Annotated in this window: 18 protein-coding genes; 7 read left to right on the top strand and 11 right to left on the bottom strand. The window is 75.3% G+C overall.

Annotation, left to right across the window (positions count from 1 at the left end; translation table 11 throughout):
- Window positions 1-37 precede the first annotated feature (37 nt).
- The 9 genes from ACWD3O_RS25005 to ACWD3O_RS24965 form a co-directional block, all read right to left on the bottom strand.
- Window positions 38-1,318 carry an ABC transporter substrate-binding protein gene (locus ACWD3O_RS25005; RefSeq protein ID WP_451417414.1) on the bottom strand — a complete coding sequence of 427 codons (1,281 nt, stop codon included), beginning with the start codon at window positions 1,316-1,318 and terminating at the stop codon, window positions 38-40.
- Entirely contained in the window at window positions 1,315-2,463 is a 1,149-nt protein-coding gene (locus ACWD3O_RS25000; RefSeq protein ID WP_451412349.1) for a branched-chain amino acid ABC transporter permease, read from the bottom strand. The genes ACWD3O_RS25005 and ACWD3O_RS25000 overlap by 4 nt, the downstream gene beginning before the upstream one ends.
- On the bottom strand, window positions 2,456-3,352 hold the full coding sequence (locus ACWD3O_RS24995) for a branched-chain amino acid ABC transporter permease (protein ID WP_451412350.1): 897 nt from the start codon (window positions 3,350-3,352) through the stop codon (window positions 2,456-2,458). The genes ACWD3O_RS25000 and ACWD3O_RS24995 overlap by 8 nt, the downstream gene beginning before the upstream one ends.
- Complete coding sequence (locus tag ACWD3O_RS24990) at window positions 3,349-4,239, bottom strand: ABC transporter ATP-binding protein (RefSeq protein ID WP_451417413.1); 891 nt, start codon at window positions 4,237-4,239, stop codon at window positions 3,349-3,351. The genes ACWD3O_RS24995 and ACWD3O_RS24990 overlap by 4 nt, the downstream gene beginning before the upstream one ends.
- Window positions 4,236-5,051 carry an ABC transporter ATP-binding protein gene (locus ACWD3O_RS24985; protein ID WP_451417412.1) on the bottom strand — a complete coding sequence of 272 codons (816 nt, stop codon included), beginning with the start codon at window positions 5,049-5,051 and terminating at the stop codon, window positions 4,236-4,238. The genes ACWD3O_RS24990 and ACWD3O_RS24985 overlap by 4 nt, the downstream gene beginning before the upstream one ends.
- 347 nt (window positions 5,052-5,398) lie before the next feature.
- A complete protein-coding gene (locus ACWD3O_RS24980; RefSeq protein ID WP_451412353.1) occupies window positions 5,399-6,670 on the bottom strand; it encodes a PucR family transcriptional regulator in 1,272 nt (423 codons plus the stop codon).
- Between the two features lie 236 nt (window positions 6,671-6,906).
- On the bottom strand, window positions 6,907-9,666 hold the full coding sequence (locus ACWD3O_RS24975; protein ID WP_451417411.1) for a helix-turn-helix transcriptional regulator: 2,760 nt from the start codon (window positions 9,664-9,666) through the stop codon (window positions 6,907-6,909).
- Window positions 9,667-9,888: 222 nt separating this feature from the next.
- Window positions 9,889-10,824: a bis(hydroxyethyl) terephthalate hydrolase gene (bdeA, locus tag ACWD3O_RS24970; RefSeq protein ID WP_451417410.1), complete on the bottom strand. Its 936-nt coding sequence runs from the start codon at window positions 10,822-10,824 to the stop codon at window positions 9,889-9,891.
- 578 nt (window positions 10,825-11,402) lie between these two features.
- Window positions 11,403-11,681, bottom strand: a complete 279-nt coding sequence (locus tag ACWD3O_RS24965; protein WP_451412369.1) for a GlsB/YeaQ/YmgE family stress response membrane protein — start codon at window positions 11,679-11,681, stop codon at window positions 11,403-11,405.
- Between the two features lie 231 nt (window positions 11,682-11,912).
- On the opposite strand from ACWD3O_RS24965, the gene tgmA reads away from it, so the two are divergent.
- Together tgmA and tgmB are read left to right on the top strand one after the other, a co-directional pair.
- Entirely contained in the window at window positions 11,913-12,110 is a 198-nt protein-coding gene (gene tgmA, locus ACWD3O_RS24960; RefSeq protein ID WP_451412356.1) for a putative ATP-grasp-modified RiPP, read from the top strand.
- 23 nt (window positions 12,111-12,133) lie between these two features.
- Window positions 12,134-13,099 carry an ATP-grasp ribosomal peptide maturase gene (gene tgmB, locus ACWD3O_RS24955; RefSeq protein ID WP_451417409.1) on the top strand — a complete coding sequence of 322 codons (966 nt, stop codon included), beginning with the start codon at window positions 12,134-12,136 and terminating at the stop codon, window positions 13,097-13,099.
- 144 nt (window positions 13,100-13,243) lie between these two features.
- On the opposite strand, the gene ACWD3O_RS24950 is transcribed toward tgmB, so the two are convergent.
- Together ACWD3O_RS24950 and ACWD3O_RS24945 are read right to left on the bottom strand one after the other, a co-directional pair.
- Window positions 13,244-13,786, bottom strand: coding sequence for a roadblock/LC7 domain-containing protein (locus tag ACWD3O_RS24950; protein WP_451412358.1), 543 nt, complete (start codon window positions 13,784-13,786; stop codon window positions 13,244-13,246).
- 116 nt (window positions 13,787-13,902) lie between these two features.
- A complete protein-coding gene (locus ACWD3O_RS24945; protein ID WP_451417408.1) occupies window positions 13,903-14,331 on the bottom strand; it encodes a hypothetical protein in 429 nt (142 codons plus the stop codon).
- Between the two features lie 235 nt (window positions 14,332-14,566).
- On the opposite strand from ACWD3O_RS24945, the gene ACWD3O_RS24940 reads away from it, so the two are divergent.
- The 5 genes from ACWD3O_RS24940 (at window position 14,567) to ACWD3O_RS24920 (ending at window position 19,221) form a co-directional block, all read left to right on the top strand.
- On the top strand, window positions 14,567-15,058 hold the full coding sequence (locus ACWD3O_RS24940; protein WP_451417507.1) for a DUF5709 domain-containing protein: 492 nt from the start codon (window positions 14,567-14,569) through the stop codon (window positions 15,056-15,058).
- Complete coding sequence (locus ACWD3O_RS24935) at window positions 15,055-15,624, top strand: 2Fe-2S iron-sulfur cluster-binding protein (RefSeq protein WP_451417407.1); 570 nt, start codon at window positions 15,055-15,057, stop codon at window positions 15,622-15,624. The genes ACWD3O_RS24940 and ACWD3O_RS24935 overlap by 4 nt, the downstream gene beginning before the upstream one ends.
- Entirely contained in the window at window positions 15,621-16,613 is a 993-nt protein-coding gene (locus ACWD3O_RS24930) for an FAD binding domain-containing protein (protein ID WP_451417406.1), read from the top strand. The genes ACWD3O_RS24935 and ACWD3O_RS24930 overlap by 4 nt, the downstream gene beginning before the upstream one ends.
- 51 nt (window positions 16,614-16,664) lie before the next feature.
- Window positions 16,665-18,773: a xanthine dehydrogenase family protein molybdopterin-binding subunit gene (locus tag ACWD3O_RS24925; protein WP_451417405.1), complete on the top strand. Its 2,109-nt coding sequence runs from the start codon at window positions 16,665-16,667 to the stop codon at window positions 18,771-18,773.
- A 97-nt stretch (window positions 18,774-18,870) separates the two neighbouring features.
- Entirely contained in the window at window positions 18,871-19,221 is a 351-nt protein-coding gene (locus ACWD3O_RS24920) for a YkvA family protein (protein ID WP_451412363.1), read from the top strand.
- Window positions 19,222-19,375: the final 154 nt, after the last annotated feature.

Genomic DNA, 19,375 nt, shown 5'->3' with positions numbered 1-19,375 from the left:
CCCCTCCCGGGCGCGGGCCGTTCGCTGCGGACGGGGCTCAGGCGCGGCCCTTCTCCTTCAGGTACTCCTCGACGCCGGGGGCGACCCGGGGCTCCTCGACGATCTCGGCGCCGCCGAGCGCGTCCTTGGACGGCTTGAGCACGTAGTTCTCGACCGAGGCAGGGCGCTTGACGTTGCTGAAGTCCTGCGGGGTGCCCAGGCCGGTGTCGGCGTCGGTGAGCTGGCGGTGGGCCTTGACGATGTCCTCGCGGGCCAGGCTGCCGTTCTCGCAGGCCTTCTCCAGGGCCAGGCCCAGGAGCTGCGCGGCGTTGTAGCCGGAGAGCACGCCGGTGTCGACCGGGGCCTTCGGGTAGGCCTTCTGGTACTTGGCCACCATGTCCTTGACGCCGGGGATGTCCGCGTTGACCGCGGGGGCGGCGCTGATCATGTGCAGCATGCCCTCCAGGGCCGGGGCGGCCTCGGAGGCCATCAGCTGCGGCGAGTAGCCCGGGATGTTGGAGACGACCGGCACCTGGAGGCCGCGGGAGGCCGCGACACCGACCAGGGAGGCGGTCTGCGCCGGACCGGCGCTGATCAGGATCGCCTTGACCTTGGCCTTCTGCAGGGCGGCCACCTGGGCGGACAGGTCCTGGTCGGTGGGCTTGATCTTCTGCTCGACGATCTCCACGCCGGCCTTCCCGGCCGCCCAGGTCGAGCCCTCCAGGGCGTTGGAGCCGTAGTCGCCCTCGAAGTAGACGTGGCCGATCTTGTCGCCCTTCGCGATGCCCTTGGTCCGGGTCAGGAAGTCGACGCCCGCGATCATGTCGACGTCGTAGGTGGTGCCGGTGACCTGGACGGGGTCGATGCCCAGCAGGGAGGCGGACCAGGCCTGCGGGTAGGTGAGGATCTGGTCCTTGCCGATGTCGTCGACCAGCGCGGCGACGACCGGGGAGCCGATGACCTGCGAGAGGGCGACGGAGTCGGGCGCCACCTCGGAGTACGCGGCGACGGCCTTCTGGACGTCGTAGCCGTGGTCCTTGACGGTGATCTCGATCTTGCGCTCGCAGATGCCGCCGTCGGCGTTCACCTCGTCGGCCCACATCTTCTGGGCGTTGGTGATGGACTCGCCGAGGGTGGCGTACGGGCCGGTGAGGTCGGTCAGCGAACCGATCTTGATGGTGGTGTCGGTGACGCCCGGGCCGCCCTTGATGCCGCCGGCGCCCTCCTTGCCCTTGGAGTCCTCGGCCTTGGTGCTGCAGCCCGCGACGAGCATCGCCGACAGGGCCGCGGCGACGGTGATGCGGGTGGCGCGACGGTGCGCGGAAGGCGTTGCGTTCACGGGGTGTGCTCCTTGACGGTGACGACGGGAACGGCGGACGGTGCGGTGGTCACGGGCTCGGCGAGCCCGGTGTCGTGGGGCGGCGCGGACGGCTTGCGCCGCAGCCGCAGCCGGAGCCGGCGGACGAGTCCGTGCAGGCCGTCGGGGGCCCACAGCAGGATCACGACGATCGCGGCGCCGTACAGGTAGCGGGCGGCCTCGGTGGGACCGAGCGATCCGTCCGGGGAGCCGGGGGCGGCGACCAGTGGGAGCTGGTCGGCGTACTTGGCCATCACCAGCGGCAGGGCGGTCACGAAGAACGCTCCCGCCACCGCGCCCGCGACCGAGCCCAGACCGCCGATGACGATCATGGCCAGGTAGTCGATGGAGAGGACCAGCCCGAAGTAGTCGGGCACCACGCGCCGGAAGGACAGCGCCAGCAGGACGCCGGCGAGGCCCGCGTACATGGAGGAGACCACGAACGCCGACGAGCGGTAGCGGGCCACCGGCACGCCCATCACGGACGCCGCGGTCTCGCTGTCCCGCAGGGCCACCAGGGCCCGGCCGGGGCGTCCGCGCAGCAGGCCGCGGGCGGTGAACCAGGTGAAGGCCAGCAGTACCAGTCCGAAGTACCAGAGGCGTTCCTCGGCGCCGAACGGGACGCCGAACAGGCCGAGGTCGTCGTGGCCGGAGTCGAGGACGAGTCCGCCGATCTCCATCGGCTCCACCGAGCGGCCGTTGAAGCCTCCGGTGACGCCGTCCATGGTGAGCATCAGGTGGTGGCCGATGAAGACCAGCGCCAGGGTGGCGATGCCGAGGTACATGCCCTTCACCCGGCCGGCGACGGGGCTGAAGACGCCGCCCGCCGCTCCGGCGAGCAGCACGGCCAGCACCATGGCGATCACCGGGGGCAGCCCGAGGCCGGGGTCGCCGGAGAACCAGACGTACCCGTAGGCGCCGACGGCGAGGAAGAAGGCGTGGCCCATGGAGAGCTGGCCGGCGGTCCCGGAGAGCAGGCTCAGCCCGATGGCGCCGATGGCGGCGGCCATGGAGAACAGCCCGATCCGCAGCCAGTACGCCTCCAGGTAGAGCGGCAGCGCGCAGAGGATCAGCAGCGGGACGAGGATCCCGCCGAGGCGCAGCAGGGGCTTGGCGGCGTCAGACACGGGCCGCTCCCTTCGCTCCGAAGAGTCCGTTGGGCCGTACCAGCAGCACCAGGACCATCACCACGTACGGGGCGACGTCGCTGAGCCCGTCGCCGAGGACGTGCAGGTCGCTCTGGTAGGTGATGACGAAGGCCTCGGTCAGGCCGATCACCAGGCTGCCCGCCAGGGCGCCCACCGGTGAGGCGAGGCCGCCGAGGATGGCGGCCGGGAAGGCCTTGAGGGCGATCTGTCCGGTGGTGCGCTCCAGGCCGGTGGCCGGGAAGGCGGCGAGGAAGACCGCGGCGAGCGCGGCGAGGGCGCCGGCCAGGCACCAGGCGAGCATCCGGGTCCGTCCGAGCCGTACGCCCTGCAGGGCGGCGGCCTCGGTGTCCTCGGCGGCGCAGCGCAGCGACAGGCCCCAGCGGCTGTACCGGAAGAGGGCGAAGACGCCGCCGATGACCAGGGCGGACACCGCGATGGCGGCCAGCCGGCTGTCGGGGACGGTCACGGGGCCGAAGGTGCGGACCTTGTCGCCCCACGGGTCGCCGAGCGACAGCAGGTCGCCGCCGATGCGGCGGGCCAGGTCGGTGACGATCAGGATGTCGACGCCGATGGTGACGATGGTGGCGACGTGGGCCGCCTTGGGGTCCTGCGGCAGGCGCTGCAGCAGGACCCGGTCGACGACTCCGGCCAGCACGGCGGTGGCGAGCACGCCCACGGCCAGCGCGCCGGCGAAGCCGAGGTCCTCGTGGAGCACGGCGGTGAGGTAGCCGCCGAAGAGGAGCATCGAGCCGTGGGCGAAGTTCATGACGTGCGACGCCTTGAAGATGATGACGAAGCCGAGCGCCACCAGGGCGTAGACCGCTCCGAGGGCGAGGCCCGCCAGGAGGGTGTCGAGCAGGCCTGTCATGCCGCTTCCTTTCCAGGTGCTGAGGAGCCCGCGCCTTCGGGGCCGGGGCCGGCCGGGCCGGGGCCCTCGGGGCCGGGGCTCCCGGCGGCGGTGCCGAGGTAGGCGCGCAGCACCTCGGGGTCCTGCCGGACCGCGTCGGGGGTTCCGTGGGCGATGCGCCGGCCGAAGTCGAGGACGGTGACCTCGTCGGCGAGCCGCATCACCAGGCCCATGTCGTGCTCCACCAGCACGATGGACAGGCCGAGTTGCTCCCGCACGGTGCGGATGACCTCGACGGCCGCGGCGCGTTCGGTGGTGTTCATGCCGGCGACGGGCTCGTCCAGCAGGAGGACGCGGGGCTCCAGGCACAGGGCCCGCGCCATCTCCACGCGCTTGCGGTCGCCGTAGGACAGCAGGGCGACGGGCTGGTCGAAGTGGCGCTCCAGGCCGACGAGTTCGGCGATCTCGCGGGCCCGGGCGAGGTGGGTGCGCTGCTCCCGGACGGCGTGCGGCAGGTGCAGCGCGGAGGAGACGAAACCGGCGCGGGTGAGGGCGTGCCGGCCCAGCATCAGGTTGTCGCCGACGGTGCCCTCGGTGGTGACGATGTTCTGGAAGGTCCGCGCGACGCCGAGGGCGGCGATCCGGTGCGGGGCGAGGCCGGTGAGGCGGTGCTCGCCGTAGCGGACGGTGCCCGAGGCCGGCCGGTAGAGGCCGGAGAGGACGTTGAAGCAGGTGGACTTGCCGGCGCCGTTGGGGCCGATCACCGCGTGGACGGTGCCGGGGGCGACGGTGAAGGAGACGTCGTCGAGCGCGGTGAGGCCGGCGAAGCGGACGGTGACGCCGTCGACCTCGAGGGGCTCGGGGGCCGCGGAGGTCACGGGGGACGTGCCGGAGGGCCTGGGGTTCACGCGGCGCCCCTCTCCGGGCCGCCCGGGGCGGCGCCGTCGGTCGTGGCGGGCTCGTCGGTCTCGCCGAGGTACAGGCGGCGGACGGCGTCGGTGCGGGCCAGCTCGTCGGCGGGTCCGGAGAGCCGGACCTCGCCCACCTCGAGGACGTGGGCGTGGTCGGCGAGGGCGAGGGCCATGCCGGCGTTCTGCTCGACCAGCAGCACGGAGGTGCCCTGGCCGTTGATCTCGCGGATCACCTCGGCGATCCGCTCGACCATCTGCGGGGCCAGGCCGAGGGAGGGCTCGTCCAGCAGGAGCAGCTTGGGGGCGGCCATCAGGGCGCGTCCGATGGCGAGCATCTGCTGCTCGCCACCGGAGAGCAGGCCGGCCTGCTGCCGGGTGCGTTCGGCCAGGCGCGGGAAGAGCGCGAAGACGCGGTCGCGGCCCTCCGTGATCCGCTCGGGGCTGCGCCGCCCGAGGCCGAGGCCGCCGGAGCGCAGGTTCTCGTCCACCGTGAGGCCGGCGAAGACCCGCCTGCCCTCGGGCACCTGGACGACCCCGGCGCGCACCGCCGCGACCGGGTCCTGGCCGTCGAGGACGGTGTCGCCGTAGCGGATGCCGCCCGCGGTGACGGCTCCGCGGTGCAGGCGCAGGGTGCCGGACACGGCGCGCAGCAGGGTGGTCTTGCCGGCGCCGTTGGCGCCGAGCAGGGTGACCACGCTGCCGGGCGGTACGTCCAGACTCACGGAGCGCAGTGCGGAGACCGCGCGTCCGTAGGTCACGTCGAGGTCCTCCACCCTGAGGGTGGACGCCTCGTCCGATGCTCGGGGCATCACTGCTCCTTGGTTGCGTGCCGCGCGACCGGGGCCGGGGCGGGGGCCGATGGTGGCCGGCCCTGTCGGGACCGGGGCCTGGGCACGGGGATCGTCGTTCGTCCGTGCGGGGATCCGCCTGGATGTTCCGTGCGGAAGTGGTGCTCAGACCAACACGCGCGAAGGGGGGCGGTACAGCGGAAAACCCGAGCTCGCGGCGGTGCACCAACGCTGGTGGCGGCGGGTTGTGCGGGTGCCCAGTCCGCCGCGGGGACGGCCGCGGGCGGCGGACACGGCTGTGCCCCGGACCGCGGTCGGGCGGTCCGGGGCACAGGGGCGCGCGGGGGCCTTCGGGGGGCCCGCGGCCCTCAGGGGCGCAGCAGGCGGCGGGCGGCCAGGGCCAGGCTGACCTGGACGACGTCGCCGGGCCGGGTGAGGGAGCGGCCGGTCAGCTGCTCGCAGCGGCGGAGCCGGTTGAGGACCGTGTTGCGGTGGCAGTAGAGGCGGGTGCCCGCCCGCTGGGCCGAGCCGTCGCACTCCAGCCAGGCGGCGAGGGTGTCCAGGAGGACGTCGCGGTCGGCGGGTTCGAGCCGCAGCAGCGGGCCGAGGACCTCCTCGGCGAGGGCCCGGCCGAGTTCCGGCCGGGAGAGCAGCAGGGCGGAGGGGAGTTGTTCGTGGAGGCGGACGCTGCCGCCCTCGTCGGGGCAGATGGTGAGGGCGGTGTCGGCGTGCCGGCGGGCGTCGCCGAGCGCGGCCAGGCCGTCGACGGCGAGGCCGACGCCGATGCGGGCGTCCCCGGGCACGTCGGGTCCGGTGGCCAGGCGGCGCAGCGCCTGGTCGTCCTCGAGCAGGACGATGCCGTGGTCGAGGTCGACGCCGGTGTGCCAGTGCACCCGCATGCCGGCCGGGACGGCGGCGGCGCGGGCCGCGGCGCTCTCGGCCGCGGCGCCCGCGCTGACCGCCACGACGGCGTACCGGCCCTGTTCGGGCAGTCCCAGCGCCTCGGCGGCCTCGGGGAGGTCGGCGATGCGGCTGGTGCCGTCGAGGAGGGCGGCGGTGAGCAGGCGCAGCCGGTTCTCCCGCCGCCAGGCGAGGCGTCGTTCGACCTGGCGGTAGGCGTCGGCGACGAGGGTGCAGTGTTCGTCGACGAAGTTCCAGACGTCGGCGGCGACGTGGACCAGGAGGCGGACCTCCTCGGGGGAGGTGCGGGAGGTCTCCTCGACGAGTGCCTGCCAGACCAGGGATCCGCCGAGGCGGAAGGCGTGCAGCAGGGCGTCGAGCGGGAAGCCCTGTTCGGCGCGGGTGGCGCCGATCTTCCACGAGCAGCGGCGGGCCTCCTCGCGGGCGGTGCGGGGGTCGAGCAGGGAGGCGACGCTGTGCCGCAGGGAGCCGTGGGCCTCCTGCCAGGTGCCGGTGGGTTCGGTCTCCATGGCCGCCCGGTAGACGGGTTCCTGCTCGCGCAGCGCGGCCACCAGCCGGTCGGTGAGGTCCGGCAGGTCGTCCTGGATGACCCGCGCCGCGCGGTGCAGTACGCGGAGCGCCTCGGCGTCGGTCAGCGAACGGAAGCGTGGCGGGCGCGGCCGTGGTGCGGCGGGTGTCGCGGGGCGCAGGGCTCCTCGTGACCGTACGGCTTGGTACATCGCGTTCCTCCTCCGAGGTCGGCTCCCCGGCAGTACGCACGCGGCGGCCGTGTCGGCGGCCCCCGGGGTCCGGGGGCCGCGGTGCGGCCGTCGCCTGACTCGTCCTGCCACGCAGAATGACATACCGTCCGGTCGGTCCCTAGGGGTGTGCGGGCAGTTGCTCATTTGTTACCGAGCGGTGCCGTGCGTGTGGCGGGCGGGTTGCCGCCGCCGGTCGCCCTGGAGGCCGCCCGCCGTCAGAGCTCCTGACCGACCAGGCGGGCGAGTTCGACCCGGGAGCGGACGCCCAGCGCCGCGAAGATGTTCCGCAGGTGGTGGTCGACGGTGCGGGTGCTGACGGACAGGCGCTGGGCGACCTCGCGGTTGGTGTCCCCGGCCGCGACGCAGCGGGCGATCCGCTGCTGCTGCGGCGTCAGCCGGGCGAGCGCGCCGTCCTGGGGCGCGGCCGGGGCCTCGCCGTTGGCGCGCAGTTCGGCGCGGGCCTGGTCGGCCCAGACCCGCGCGCCGCAGCGGTCGAAGATGTGCAGGGCGTCGCGGAGCCGGCCGCGGGCCTCGCGGGGGCGCCGGCGGCGGCGCAGCCATTTGCCGTAGAGGAGCTGGGTGCGGGCCTGCTCGAAGTCGCCGCCCGCCTGTTCGTGGAGTTCCAGTGCCTGCCGGTACAGGGTGTCGGCGGTGCCGGGGTCGTCCGGCGGGACCAGCAGGGCGCGGCAGCGGGCGAGCTGGGCGGGCGCCTGGGCGTCGGCGCCGAAGTCGGCCCAGAGTTCGAACTCCTCGACCACGATGCGGGCCTCGTCGGCGCGGTCGGCGAGGACGGCCGCCTCCACGAAGCAGGGCATCACCAGGGCCCGGACGGCGAAGTGGCCCCCGGTGCGGCCGGGTCTGACCAGCGGGCCGAGCCGGGCGGCCGCCTCGGAGGGGCGGCCGCGGCCCAGCTCGGCGCGTCCGGCGGCCCATTCGGCGAGGGTGGCGGTCTGCGCCAGGCCGTGGCTGCGCGCGGTCTCGAGGGCCGCGGCGGCCTGCGCGGTCACCTCGTCGACGTCGCCCTCGATGGAGGAGGCGAGGGCGAGGATGGCGCGGTGATGGGCCGCGGTGTTGCGCCGCCGGGAGTGGAGGGCGCAGCGCAGGCCTTCCTCGGCGTGGGCGCGCGCCCGGGCGTGGCGGCCGGCCCGGAGTTCGGCGTAGGCCAGGTATTCGAGGGTCTGCGGGACGAAGGCGTCGTAGCCGCGGGCGCGGGCGGCCGCCAGGGCGCGGGCCCCGGCCCGGCAGGCGGTGTCCACCTCGCCGAGCAGCAGGGCGGCGGTCGCGGCGCGGTGCAGTGCATCGGGTTCGTCCTGGGTCCAGCCGTGGTCGAGGACGCGGCGCAGCGGGCGGGCGGCGTCGGCGAGCCGGGCCTCGAGGATGGCGCGCATCCCGGTGAGGTAGTCGCGGACCGGGTCGGGACGTCCCGGCTCGGGGGCGGGGGCGGTGGCCGAGGCGGTGGCGAGCGCCGACAGGCAGCCCGTCATGTCCCCCGCGGCCCAGGCGGCGTCCGCCGCGGCGACGGTGGCGGCGAGCGCCAGGGCGGGCGCCTCACCGGCCAGCAGGGAGCGGGCGAACAGCAGGGAGGCGTGGGCGTCGGCCACGGGGCCGTCCCCGAGGGTCATCACGCCGCGCAGCATCTCGGCGCGGCCGCGCACGGTGGCCCGGGCCTCGGGGCCGCCTGCGTCGGCGAGGAGGCCGCGGGCCTGGGCGGGTCGTCCGGCGAGCAGGGCCTGTTCGGCGGCGGCGGTGCGGCGCTCGGCGCGCAGGGTGGCGCCGGGGGTGAGGTCGGCGGCCCGGGCCAGGGCGGCGGCCCGCCGGAGGTGGGTGGCGTCGGTCGCCGGGTCGAGTGCGGTGCGGGCCAGGTCGTCGGCGAGCGCGGCGTCGGGGGCGTTGACGGAGTGGGCGAGGTGCAGCAGCGCGGCGAGGCGGTGGCCGTCCGCGGTCAGGACGGCGGCCAGCGCCCGGTGTGCGGCGCGGCGCCGTGCCGGGCGGGCGGCCGCGTGGACGGCACGGCGGACCAGGGTGCCGGTGAAGCGGAGGCGGCCGTCGGCGACCGCGATCAGGTCCACGGCACGTTCGGCGCGGGGCGGCGGGGCGGCCGTTCCGCCCAGTCGGCCGGCGGCGCGGAGCACCAGGTCGGCGTCGACCCCGGCCCGTCCGTCGGGCGGGGCGGTCTCGTGGGCCGCGGCGGCGGTGAGCAGCAGGTCGTCGAGTCCGGCGGGCAGTCCGGTCAGGCTCTCGCCGACCACGCAGGCCAGCACGTCGGCGTCAGCGAGGGGCCGGGGCAGGGGGGCGGCGCCGGAGAGCTCGTCGGGCGTCAGGCGGCGGACCAGGGCGTGCAGGAGGGAGGGGTTGCCGTCGGCCTCGGTGAGGAGTTCCTCCCGGACGGCGGGGTCGACGCCGCCGGGCAGGAGGTCGGCCAGCAGTGCCTGGGCGGCGGGCCGGGACAGCGGGCCGAGGCGCAGGACGGGGAGTCCGGCGAAGTCGGGGTCGGCGGCGCGGTGTCCGGTGACGGAGACGAGCAGGCCGACCCGGCCGGCGGCGTGCAGGCGCCGGGCGGCGAAGCCGAGCGCGGCGCGGGAGGGGGCGTCCCAGAGGTGGGCGTCGTCGACGCAGAGCAGGAGGGGGCCGCCCGCGGCGGCTGCTCCGAGCAGGTCGAGCAGGCCCTCGGGGGTCCTGGGGGTGCGCGGGAGGCCGCCCACGGTGCGGGCGGCGGCGCAGCGTACGGCGTGGACGCCGCTGTAGGGGAGGCGGGACTCCGCGGCGGCGGCGCCGACGCGCAGGACGGGGCCGACGGTGAAGGAGCGGGCGACGTCCTCGAGCAGGGTGGTGCGCCCGAGGCCCGGCTCGCCGGCGAGGAGGAGGACGGCGCTGTCGTCCTCCAGACGGTTCGTCAGGGTCGCGGCGGCCGCGCGCAGTTCCTCGCTGCGGCCGTGCGTCCGTGGGGGGTTGATGACGGTCGTCTGTCCGGTCATTCCCGCGATGTTACGGAGGAGTAAAGCCTGCCGGAAGCCTCCGGTCCGGGCCCGGTGCGCGGGTGTGTGCCCGTCCACGGGCCAAGGCGGCCGGCTGTGCGGCGGCACACGTCCGTACGTTCCGGGTGCGGGGCCCGGCGCCCGGAAGGGGGCGCGGGGCGGTTGCGGGCACGCCGAACGGCGGCCGCGCCCGGGGCGCGGCCGCCGTCAGGGTCCCCCGGGTCAGAAGGCGCAGGTGTTGCGGTACTCCTCAACATCGCTGAGGAGACCGGTGCTGGGGCCCGGGCAGAGGAACTGGGAGTAGCGGGTGTCGTTGTCGACCCACCGCTTCAGCCAGGAGATGCTGTACTTCGCGATCGTCGTGTTGGAGGTGTTGGGCGCGAAGTGCGAGGCGCCGTTCAGCTCCAGGTACGCCTTCTCCGTGGTCGACGGGATGCTGGTGTAGAACGGCTCGGAGTGGCTGGTGACCGAGGCGACGCTGTCGTTCTCCGCGCCGAAGATCAGCGTGGGCGTCCGGATCTCGGACCAGGTCTTGTCCAGGTTCCACGGGGTCATCGGGATGATGGCCTTGACGGACGGCCGGTCCTTGGCCGCCTCCAGGGTGCCGCCGCCGCCCATGGAGTGGCCCATCAGGGCGACCCGGGTGGCGTCGACGCGCGTGCGGACGGAGCTGCGCTGCGTCAGGTAGTCGGCCGCCGCCAGCATCTGGTCGCCGCGGGAGTCGGGCTGGTCCATCGTGGTGTTGGTGTCGATGGTGAACACCACGAAGCCCTGGGAGGCGAGGCGCTCGCCGAGCCACGAGATGGACGACTCGTACGCGGTGAAGCCCGGGGTGATCACCACGGCGCCGAAGGTGCCGTCGCTGGTGGTGGTCGGGTAGTAGACGGTGCCGCCGCCGAACCCTGACACCAGCAGGGAGGAGACGGAGGTGCTGGAGACCGAGTACGGGCCGCGGAGCGCCTCGATGCTGGAGTTCGTCGGGGCCGGGCCCCGCTCGTAGGGGTTGTCCGCGGCGGTGGCGCCCGGGGCGGCGAGGGTGCTGAAGGCGACGGCTGCGGCCACGGAGGCGGACAGGCCGGCGACGCGGCCGAGGCGGCGCCGACGGGTGGCCGGCGTGGGGAGAGCGTCGGTGGACGGGCTGCTCTGCGAGTGCTGCACGACGGGTCGTCCTCTCTGACGAGGCAGTCGCCCTCGCGGTCGCGGCACGCGTCGTCCTGACGTGTCCGCGCCGCCGGCGGTGCTGCCGCTGACTGGCAACGCCACTGTCGGGCCGCCCGCCGGGCGCGTACATCGGCAAAATCACCGGTGTCGGTACGGGGCCGGGGCGCCGTCAGGGGGCCGCCGGTGCGCCGCCCGAGGCCCTGCCGACCGTCGCCGACGTCCTGGCGGTTGCCCTCGCGGCCGGGCCGGCCGGACCGGACCGGCCCCCGGACCGGCTGCTACACGACGTGGGCGCCTGCCGCTTCACCGCCACGCGGAGTGACGCCGGCCTGCAGAGGTCGGCGGTGTACGGGGGTCGGGCCGCGGTGGACGGCGGCGGCATCCGCCTTCACGACACCACCCGCGCGAGGCCGAGCGCGACCCGGCCCGCCCCGCTCCCCTCGCGAGGGCACGTAACACCGAGCGGCTGCGCGGGAGTTCAGCCTTGCGCCCCGGCGGTGCCCCGCACACACGTCGGCGCCCGCACCGGAATCCGGTGCGGGCGCCGACGATTGGTAGCGGTGTGACCGCTCGGGTCAGGCGTGACGGTGTGTGCGTCGACCGCCGGTGAAGGCACGGTAGATCAGCAGGAGGATCACCGAGCCAATGATGGCGGCGACCCATGTGGAAAGGTCGAAGAAGCCGTCGATCGAGTCGACGCCGAAGATGACCTTGCCCAGCCAGCCACCCAGCAGACCACCGACCACGCCTATCAGCATGGTGATGATGATGCCGCCGGGGTCGCGCCCCGGAAGCAGCGCCTTGGCGATGGCGCCGGCGATCAGGCCGATCAGGATCCAGGCGATGATGCCCACCATTCCTCCACAGTCATCCAGGTTATCTGTCCTTTCATCGGATGTTCCGTGCGCGCCACGTCAAACCAACTTTTCTCGCCACCCCCTCGGGTGGTCACGGAGCGTGAGGAAACCAATCACCGGCCCGGCACGTATAAGTCCCTGGAGGCGGAGCGTCCGGCAACCCCGTCGCGGGGCCGGGCGGGTCGTGTCCGAGCGAGGTATGTGACGGACCGTCCCAGGGAGAGACCCATGCGCATGTTCGCCCTCGAATACGCCCGCCCGGCGGAGGAGTCCGAGGTCACCACCACCGCGCCCTACAGATACGACCCGCTCCTGCAGCTCAACGTCCTCGACGACGGGCGCATAGCCGCCCACGACCGGGACCTGCTGCGGGAGTTGGGGGCGACCACCTCGACCGCCGGTTCCAAGACGCATTTCGACGACTGACGCCGCCCCGCGGACGCGAAGCGATGACCGTTCTGATCCTGACATGTACACAGGATGTGACGGCGGACCTGGTGATCGAACGGCTCGACGCCCGCGGTGTTCCGGTCCTCCGCATGGATCCGGCCGATCTTCCGGGCACGGTCGGGCTCTCCGGCGAGTTCGGCGAATTCGGCGAGTTCGGAGAGTTCGGGCTCCGCGGCGCGCTCTCGGTGGGCGGCCGGCGGGTGGGGCTCGACGTCCTGCGGTCGGTCTGGGTCCGCAGGCCCGGCGTTCCGGGCAGCGCCGCCGAGGAGGCGTCCGACTGGCTCGTCCAGGAGGCGTCGCAGGCGCTGTACGGCATGCTGCGGGGCACCGGGGCGCGCTGGATGAACCCGCCGGAGGCGGCGTTCATGGCCCGGCACAAGCCGTGGCAGCTGCGGCTGGCCCAGGAGTCCGGGCTCCCGGTGCCCGCCACGCTGATCACCACGGTGCCGCGCGCGGCCCGTGCCTTCGCCGACCGCCACCGCGACCTGGTGGTGAAGCCGGTGTCGGGGACGCACCCGCAGGACCCGCCCCTGGTGGTGCCCACCAGCAGGGTGGGCCCGGACGCCGACTTCGACGCGGTGGCGCTGGGGCCGACGCTGCTGCAGCGCCTGGTCGTCAAGCGCGCGGACATACGGCTGACCGCGGTCGGCGACCGGCTGCTGGCCGCGCGGAAGGAGGTCGCGCCCGACGCCGCGCCCGAGGACGTGGACGTCCGCTTCGCCCCGTCCGCCCACGCCTGGCGGGCGGTGGGCGTGCCCGACGCCGTGGCGGCGGGCGTGCGCGGTTACCTCCACGCCGCCCGCCTCGCCTACGGCGCCTTCGACTTCGCCGAGGACGCGGAGGGCACCTGGTGGTTCCTGGAGTGCAACCAGTCCGGGCAGTTCGCCTTCGTCGAGCTCGACACGGGGCAGCCCATCACGGACGCGGTGGCGTCCTGGCTGGCCGGGCCGGGCGAGGAGGGCTGACCCCGAGCGGCGCACGACGAGCCGGGCCCCCGGAGCCCCGGACGGAGCGGCTGGACGCGCGCCAGGGCTCAGACGGTGGACCGCGAGCCGGAGCTCGGGCGGCTGGACGCGCGCCTGCGCTCAGCCGGCGGAACGCGCCGAACCTCAGGCGGTGGAACGCGAGCCGGAGGAGCGGGGCCCGTTGCCGCGGGCGCGGCCGGCGCGCGTCGACCCCGGCGAGCGGACCGGCAGCGCGGCCGGTTGCTCCACCGCCCCCGCCCCCGCCTCCGCCGGCGCCCGGTCCGGGGCGGCCGGCACGGGCGCGGTGGGCATCAGGCCCGCGATGCGGATGCCCGCGCGCCGCCCCTCCAGGTGGAGGCGGCCCACGTTGACCCGGTCGCCGGCGAGCAGGGTGAGCACCGCCGCCGGTCCCGCGGCGTAGGTGGCGACGTAGCCGGCGGAGCCGCGCACCAGCAGTTCCCGGAAGTCCCCGCGCCGCCCGGCGTCGGTGAGCCGGGCGCCGACCCCCAGGGCGGCCGCGGTGAGCGCGGCGAGCCCTTCGGGTTCGGTGCCGGGCGGGGTCTCGTGGGCCAGCACCAGCCCGTCGGCGCTGGCCAGCAGCGCCCCGGTCAGCTCCGGCACGCGGGAGCGCAGCCCGCGCAGTTCCTCCCTGATCTCGGCCTCGTCGATCCCTGCCGCGCCGGTCATCGGCCCGCTCCCTTCGCCTCGCCCGTCAAGCTCTTCGTCACTCACCGCGGCCCCCGGGCCGGCTTCCGCACCCGCCTCCGGGGGTTCGCCGCCGGTGCGACGCCGTCCCGGCCGCCTCATCCGAGCACCAGCCGCTCCACGACCTCCGCCAGCCGGATCCGGGCCATCGCGAGGTTGCCCTCGGTCCGGTCCAGCCACAGGTGCAGGCAGACGCTGCCGTCGAAGGCGGTCGGTACGAAGCGCAGCACGTGGTAGGCCGAGGCGGTGGTCACGATCACGTCCTCGACCGGCGGCTCGTGCCCGGGCTCACCCGGTGTCCGCCGTCCCGGGCCCCCGTCCGTGAGGGCGTCCGCCGGGGCGAAGACGCGGTGCTCGGCGCTGATCCGGGCGACCTCGGCGATCTCGGCGGCCGCGGTCTCCGGGTCCTTGCCCGGCGCCTCACCGACCGAGCCCAGGGAGAGTCCGCTGATCCAGTCGACCAGTGCGGCGCCCCGTGCCCCGGGCAGCCGTACGGCCTCCTGCAGGCTCTCGTCGATTCCGGGCACGCCGTATCCCCTCCCCCACTGCTCGCCTGTCCGCGAATCCGACCAGAGACTACGGAATGTGCCGCCCCCGGTTCGGGCCTTTGGCATTTTCCTTTGGAACATGCACGTATTCGGATCGCTTCGGCTTCGTGATCGATCGGGCCCCGGGCCGCGCGTCCGGGTGGCGGCCCGGGCCGGGGGGTGTCAGGCGACCGGGGCTGGATACGCGGGTCCCATGACTGACCCGAAAGACGCGATGGACGGCAACTCCGGCGGCCAGGACTTCGGTGACGAGGTCTACCAGCCCCAGGACGGCGCGGAGGGGCGCGAGGACGACGGCATCCTGGACCCGGAGGACACCCTCAACGAGCGGGAGACCGAGCCCTACGACGAGGGTTACTCGCCCCCCGAGCGGCCGCTGGGGGTGGAGCAGCACGGCACCACGGCCCGTGAGCAGCGCGAGGGCGAGAGCCTGGACGAGCGGCTGGCCGAGGAGCGCCCCGACCCGGCGGCCGAGGCGGCCGCCGAGGGCGACGGGGTGGGCGACCTGCCGGGCGGGGAGGGCGAGCCCCTCGACGACCAGGTGGGCGACGAACGTGCCGGACGCCTGGTCGCCCCGGACGAGGGCGCCCGTGAGGACGCCGAGAAGGACATGCTCGCGGAGGACGTGGGCATCAGCGGCGGCGCCGCCTCCGCCGAGGAGGCCGCGGTGCACCGCGTGCCGGACGAGGACGAGCGGGCGCTATGACGACGCCCCCTACGCCTCCGGCACACCCGGCGCCCCCGACGCCCGGCGCCCCCGCCTCCCGTACGACGCTCACCGTCAACGGCCGGGAGCACACGCTGACCGTCGACAACCGGCGGGTGCTGCTGGACCTGCTGCGGGAGGACCTGGACCTGGTCGGCGCCAAGAAGGGCTGCGACCACGGCCAGTGCGGGGCGTGCACGGTGCTGGTCGACGGGCGGCGGGTGAACAGCTGCCTGCTGCTCGCCGTCGCCCTCGACGGCAGCGAGGTCACCACCGTGGAGGGCCTGGCCGGTCCGGACGGCGAGCTGCACCCGCTGCAGCGGGCGTTCCTGGACCGGGACGCCTTCCAGTGCGGCTACTGCACGCCCGGCCAGCTCTGCTCGGCGGTGGGCGCGCTGGCCGAGGCGGCGGACGGGCACCCGTCGGCCGTCACCGGTCCCGGCACCGAGGCCGGTGAGCCGGTACCGCTGGGCGCGGCGGAGATCCGGGAGCGGATGAGCGGCAACCTGTGCCGCTGCGGCGCCTATCCGCGCATCGTCGAGGCCGTGGAGGACGTGATCCCGTGAGGACCTTCGAGTACGTCCGCGCCCGCACGGTCGAGGAGGCCACCGCCGCGCACGCCGCCGCACCGGACGCCCGCTACCTGGGCGGGGGCACCAACCTGGTCGACCTGATGAAGCTGGGCGTGGAGCGCCCGGCGACGGTGGTGGACGTCTCACGGCTCCCGCTGGACACGGTGGAGGAGCTGCCGGACGGGTCGCTGCGCGTCGGCGCCACGGTCCGCAACAGCGACCTGGCCGCCCATCCGCTGGTCCGGGAGGGCTGGCCGGCGCTGTCCCAGGCACTGCTCGCGGGTGCCTCGGGGCAGTTGCGCAACGCGGCCACGACCGGCGGCAACCTGCTCCAGCGGACCCGGTGCCCGTACTTCCAGGACCTGTCCAAGCCGTGCAACAAGCGGGAGCCCGGCAGCGGCTGCGGGGCGCGCGAGGGCGTGCACCGCGACCACGCCGTGCTGGGCCACTCCCCCCACTGCGTCGCCACCCATCCGTCGGACATGGCGGTGGCGCTGGCCGCCCTGGACGCCCGCGTGGAACTGGACGGCCCGGACGGCGCGCGCGAGGTGGCCGCCGACGTGTTCCACCGGCTGCCCGGCGACCGCCCGGACCTGGACACCGTGGTCCGCCCCGGCGAACTGGTCACCTCCGTGGTGCTGCCGGCCGCCACCCGGGGGCTGCCGTCCGCGTACCGGAAGGTCCGCGACCGCGCCTCGTACGCCTTCGCGCTGGCCTCCGCGGCGGTCGTCCTGAAGGTCGAGGACGGCGTCGTCGCGCGGGTGGGGATCGCCCTGGGGGGCGTGGCACACGGGCCGTGGCGGGCACGCCGGGCCGAGGAGGCGCTGACCGGCGCCGCCCCCACCGGCGCCGCCTTCGCGCACGCGCTGGAGCGGGAGCTGTCGGCGGCCGAACCGCTGCGGGACAACGGCTACAAGGTGCCGCTGGCCCGCTCCCTGACCGTCGACGTCCTGACCCGTCTCGCCGCCCGGTCCGCCGGGTGAGCGGGGCGCGTCGCACCGGCGGCCCCCAGAACCACCTCACGGAGGAATTCCATGGCTGACGCCCCCGCCGCGCTGGGCGCCCCCGTCGTCCGGCGGGAGGGCCGCGACAAGGTCACCGGCCGGGCCCGTTACGCCGTCGAGCACCGCCTGCCCGGCCTGGCGCACGCCTGGCCGGTTCCCGCCCGGGTTGCCTGCGGGCGGGTGCTGGGCGTCGACGACTCCGCGGCCCTGGCGACCCCGGGCGTGCTGGCGGTCCTCACGCACGAGAACGCGCCCCGCCTGGCGGATCCCGACGACCCGACCCTGGCGGTCCTGCAGGACGCCCACGTCCCGCACCGGGGCTGGGTGGTCGCGCTGGTGGTCGCCGAGACGCCGGAGGCCGCCCGTGAGGGCGCCGCGGCCGTGCGGGTCGACTACCTGGCGCAGGAGCACGACGTGCTGCTGACGCCGGACCGCCCCGACGCGTACGTGCCGGAGAAGGCCAACGGCGGCCATCCGGCGCTGCGGGAGCACGGCGATCCGGACGGCGCGTTCGACGCCGCGCCGGTCCGCGTGGACACCGCCTACCGGGTGCCGCCGCTGCACAACCATCCGATGGAGCCTCACGCCTCCACCGCCCGCTGGACGGACGGCCGGCTGGAGGCCTGGTGCTCCAGCCAGGGCACCACCAAGGTCCGCCAGACCCTCGCGGCGATGTTCCGGGTGCCGGAGGCGGCCGTCACCGTGCGCGCCGAGCACGTCGGCGGGGGCTTCGGCTCCAAGGGGACGCCCCGTCCGGACGTGGTGCTGGCCTCGATGGCGGCGCTGCACACCGGGCGGCCGGTCGCGCTGGCGTTCGCCCGCCGTGACCTTCCCGCCCTGGTGGGGCACCGTGCGCCGACCCTGCACCGGGTACGGCTGGGGGCCGGGCCGGACGGGGTGATCCGCTCGCTGACGCACGAGGTGACCACGTACAGCTCGCGGATCAAGGAGTTCGTGGAGCAGGCCGCCGTGCCGGGCCGGACGATGTACACCTCCCCGCACAGCCGGACCGTCCACCGGGTGGCGCGGCTGGACGTGCCGTCGCCGTCGTGGATGCGCGCTCCCGGGGAGACGCCGGGCATGTACGCCCTGGAGTCGGCGATGGACGAGCTCGCCGGGGAACTGGGCATGGACCCGGTGGAGCTGCGGGTGGTCAACGACTGCCGTGTCGAGCCCGACTCCGGCAAGCCGTTCAGCAGCCGGCACCTGGTGGAGTGCCTGCGGGAGGGAGCGCGCCGCTTCGGCTGGGCGGGACGGGACCCGCGTCCCGGGGTGCGCCGCGCCGGCCAGGTGCTCACCGGCACGGGTGTCGCGTCGGCGACCTACCCGGTGCTGGTCTCCCCCAGCACCGCCACCGCGCGGGCGCTGCCGGACGGGACGTTCCTGGTGCGGGTGAACGCCACCGACATCGGCACCGGCGCGCGCACGGTGCTGGGTCAGGTGGCCGCCGAGGCGCTGGGCGCGCCCGGTGACCGGGTGCGGATCGAGATCGGCGACAGCGACCTGCCCGCGGCGCCCCTGGCGGGCGGCTCCTCCGGGACGGCGTCCTGGGGGTGGGCGGTGCACGAGGCGTGCACCCGGCTCGCCCGCAGGCTGGCCGTGAACCAGGGCACGCTGCCCGACGAAGGGCTGGAGGAGCACGCGGACACCGCCGGCACCGCCGACGCGGAGAGCGACTACGCCCGTCACGCCTTCGGCGCGCACTTCGCCGAGGTCGGCGTCGACACCGTCAGCGGCGAGGTCCGGGTGAACCGGTTGCTCGGGGTGTACGCCGCGGGCCGCATCCTCAATCCGCGGACCGCCCGTTCGCAGTTCGTCGGCGGGATGGTGATGGGGCTGGGGATGGCCCTCACCGAGGGTTCCGTGCTGGACCCGGCCTTCGGCGACTTCGCGGAGCGGGACCTGGCCGCCTACCACGTGCCGGTCAACGCCGACGTGGCGTCGGTCGAGGCGCACTGGATCGAGGAGGACGACCCGCACCTCAACCCCGTCGGCGGCAAGGGCATCGGCGAGATCGGCATCGTCGGGACGGCCGCCGCCGTCGGCAACGCGTTCCATCACGCGGTGGGCGTCCGCCTGCGGGAGCTGCCGCTGAGCCCGGACCGGGTTTTGGAGGCGCTGGGCGGCCGGGTGGCGTGACCTCGGCCACGCCGGGGGCCGTACGGGCCTCCGGTCGGGGAAGCTGGAGAAGGAGGGCGTCGCACCCGCGACGCCCTCCTCGCTCTGGAGGTGTGCGGTGGACGAGCGGACGACGCTGGTGCTGATCGTGGCCGTGGCCCTGGTCGCGGTGGTGCTGCTGGCCGTCGCGGTGCGGCTGCTGGTGCGGCTGGTGCGGACCCGCCGCGCGCTGCGCCGGGCCGGGCTGCCGACCGGGCCGCGGTGGGTGTTCTGGGGTGCGGTCGCCTATCTGGTGCTCCCGGCCGACCTGGTCCCCGACCCGGTGTACCTGGACGACGTCGGGGCCCTGCTGCTCGCCCTGCGGACCGTGGGGGCGGCGCTGCCGGGGAGGGGGAAGGGGAAGGGCCGTAAGGACGCCCCCGCCGGCGTGGCCCTCCCCGGTCCGGCTCCCGCCCGCCAGGAGGACTGACCCGGACGCGCGAACCCCGCGCGCCGCCGGAACGGACGTCGCCCCCCGCGGAGAACCGCGGGGGGGGGCCGGACGGTTGCGGGGGGCCGGGGCGGGGGGGTCCCCCAAACCCGAGGGGGGGGCGCAGGGGGTGATGGGTGGAACGTACACCGTA

The sequence above is a fragment of the Streptomyces sp. NPDC002640 genome (assembly GCF_053592575.1).
The sequence above is the reverse complement of the archived record's forward strand: the minus strand, read 5'-3'. Positions and strand labels throughout refer to the sequence as shown.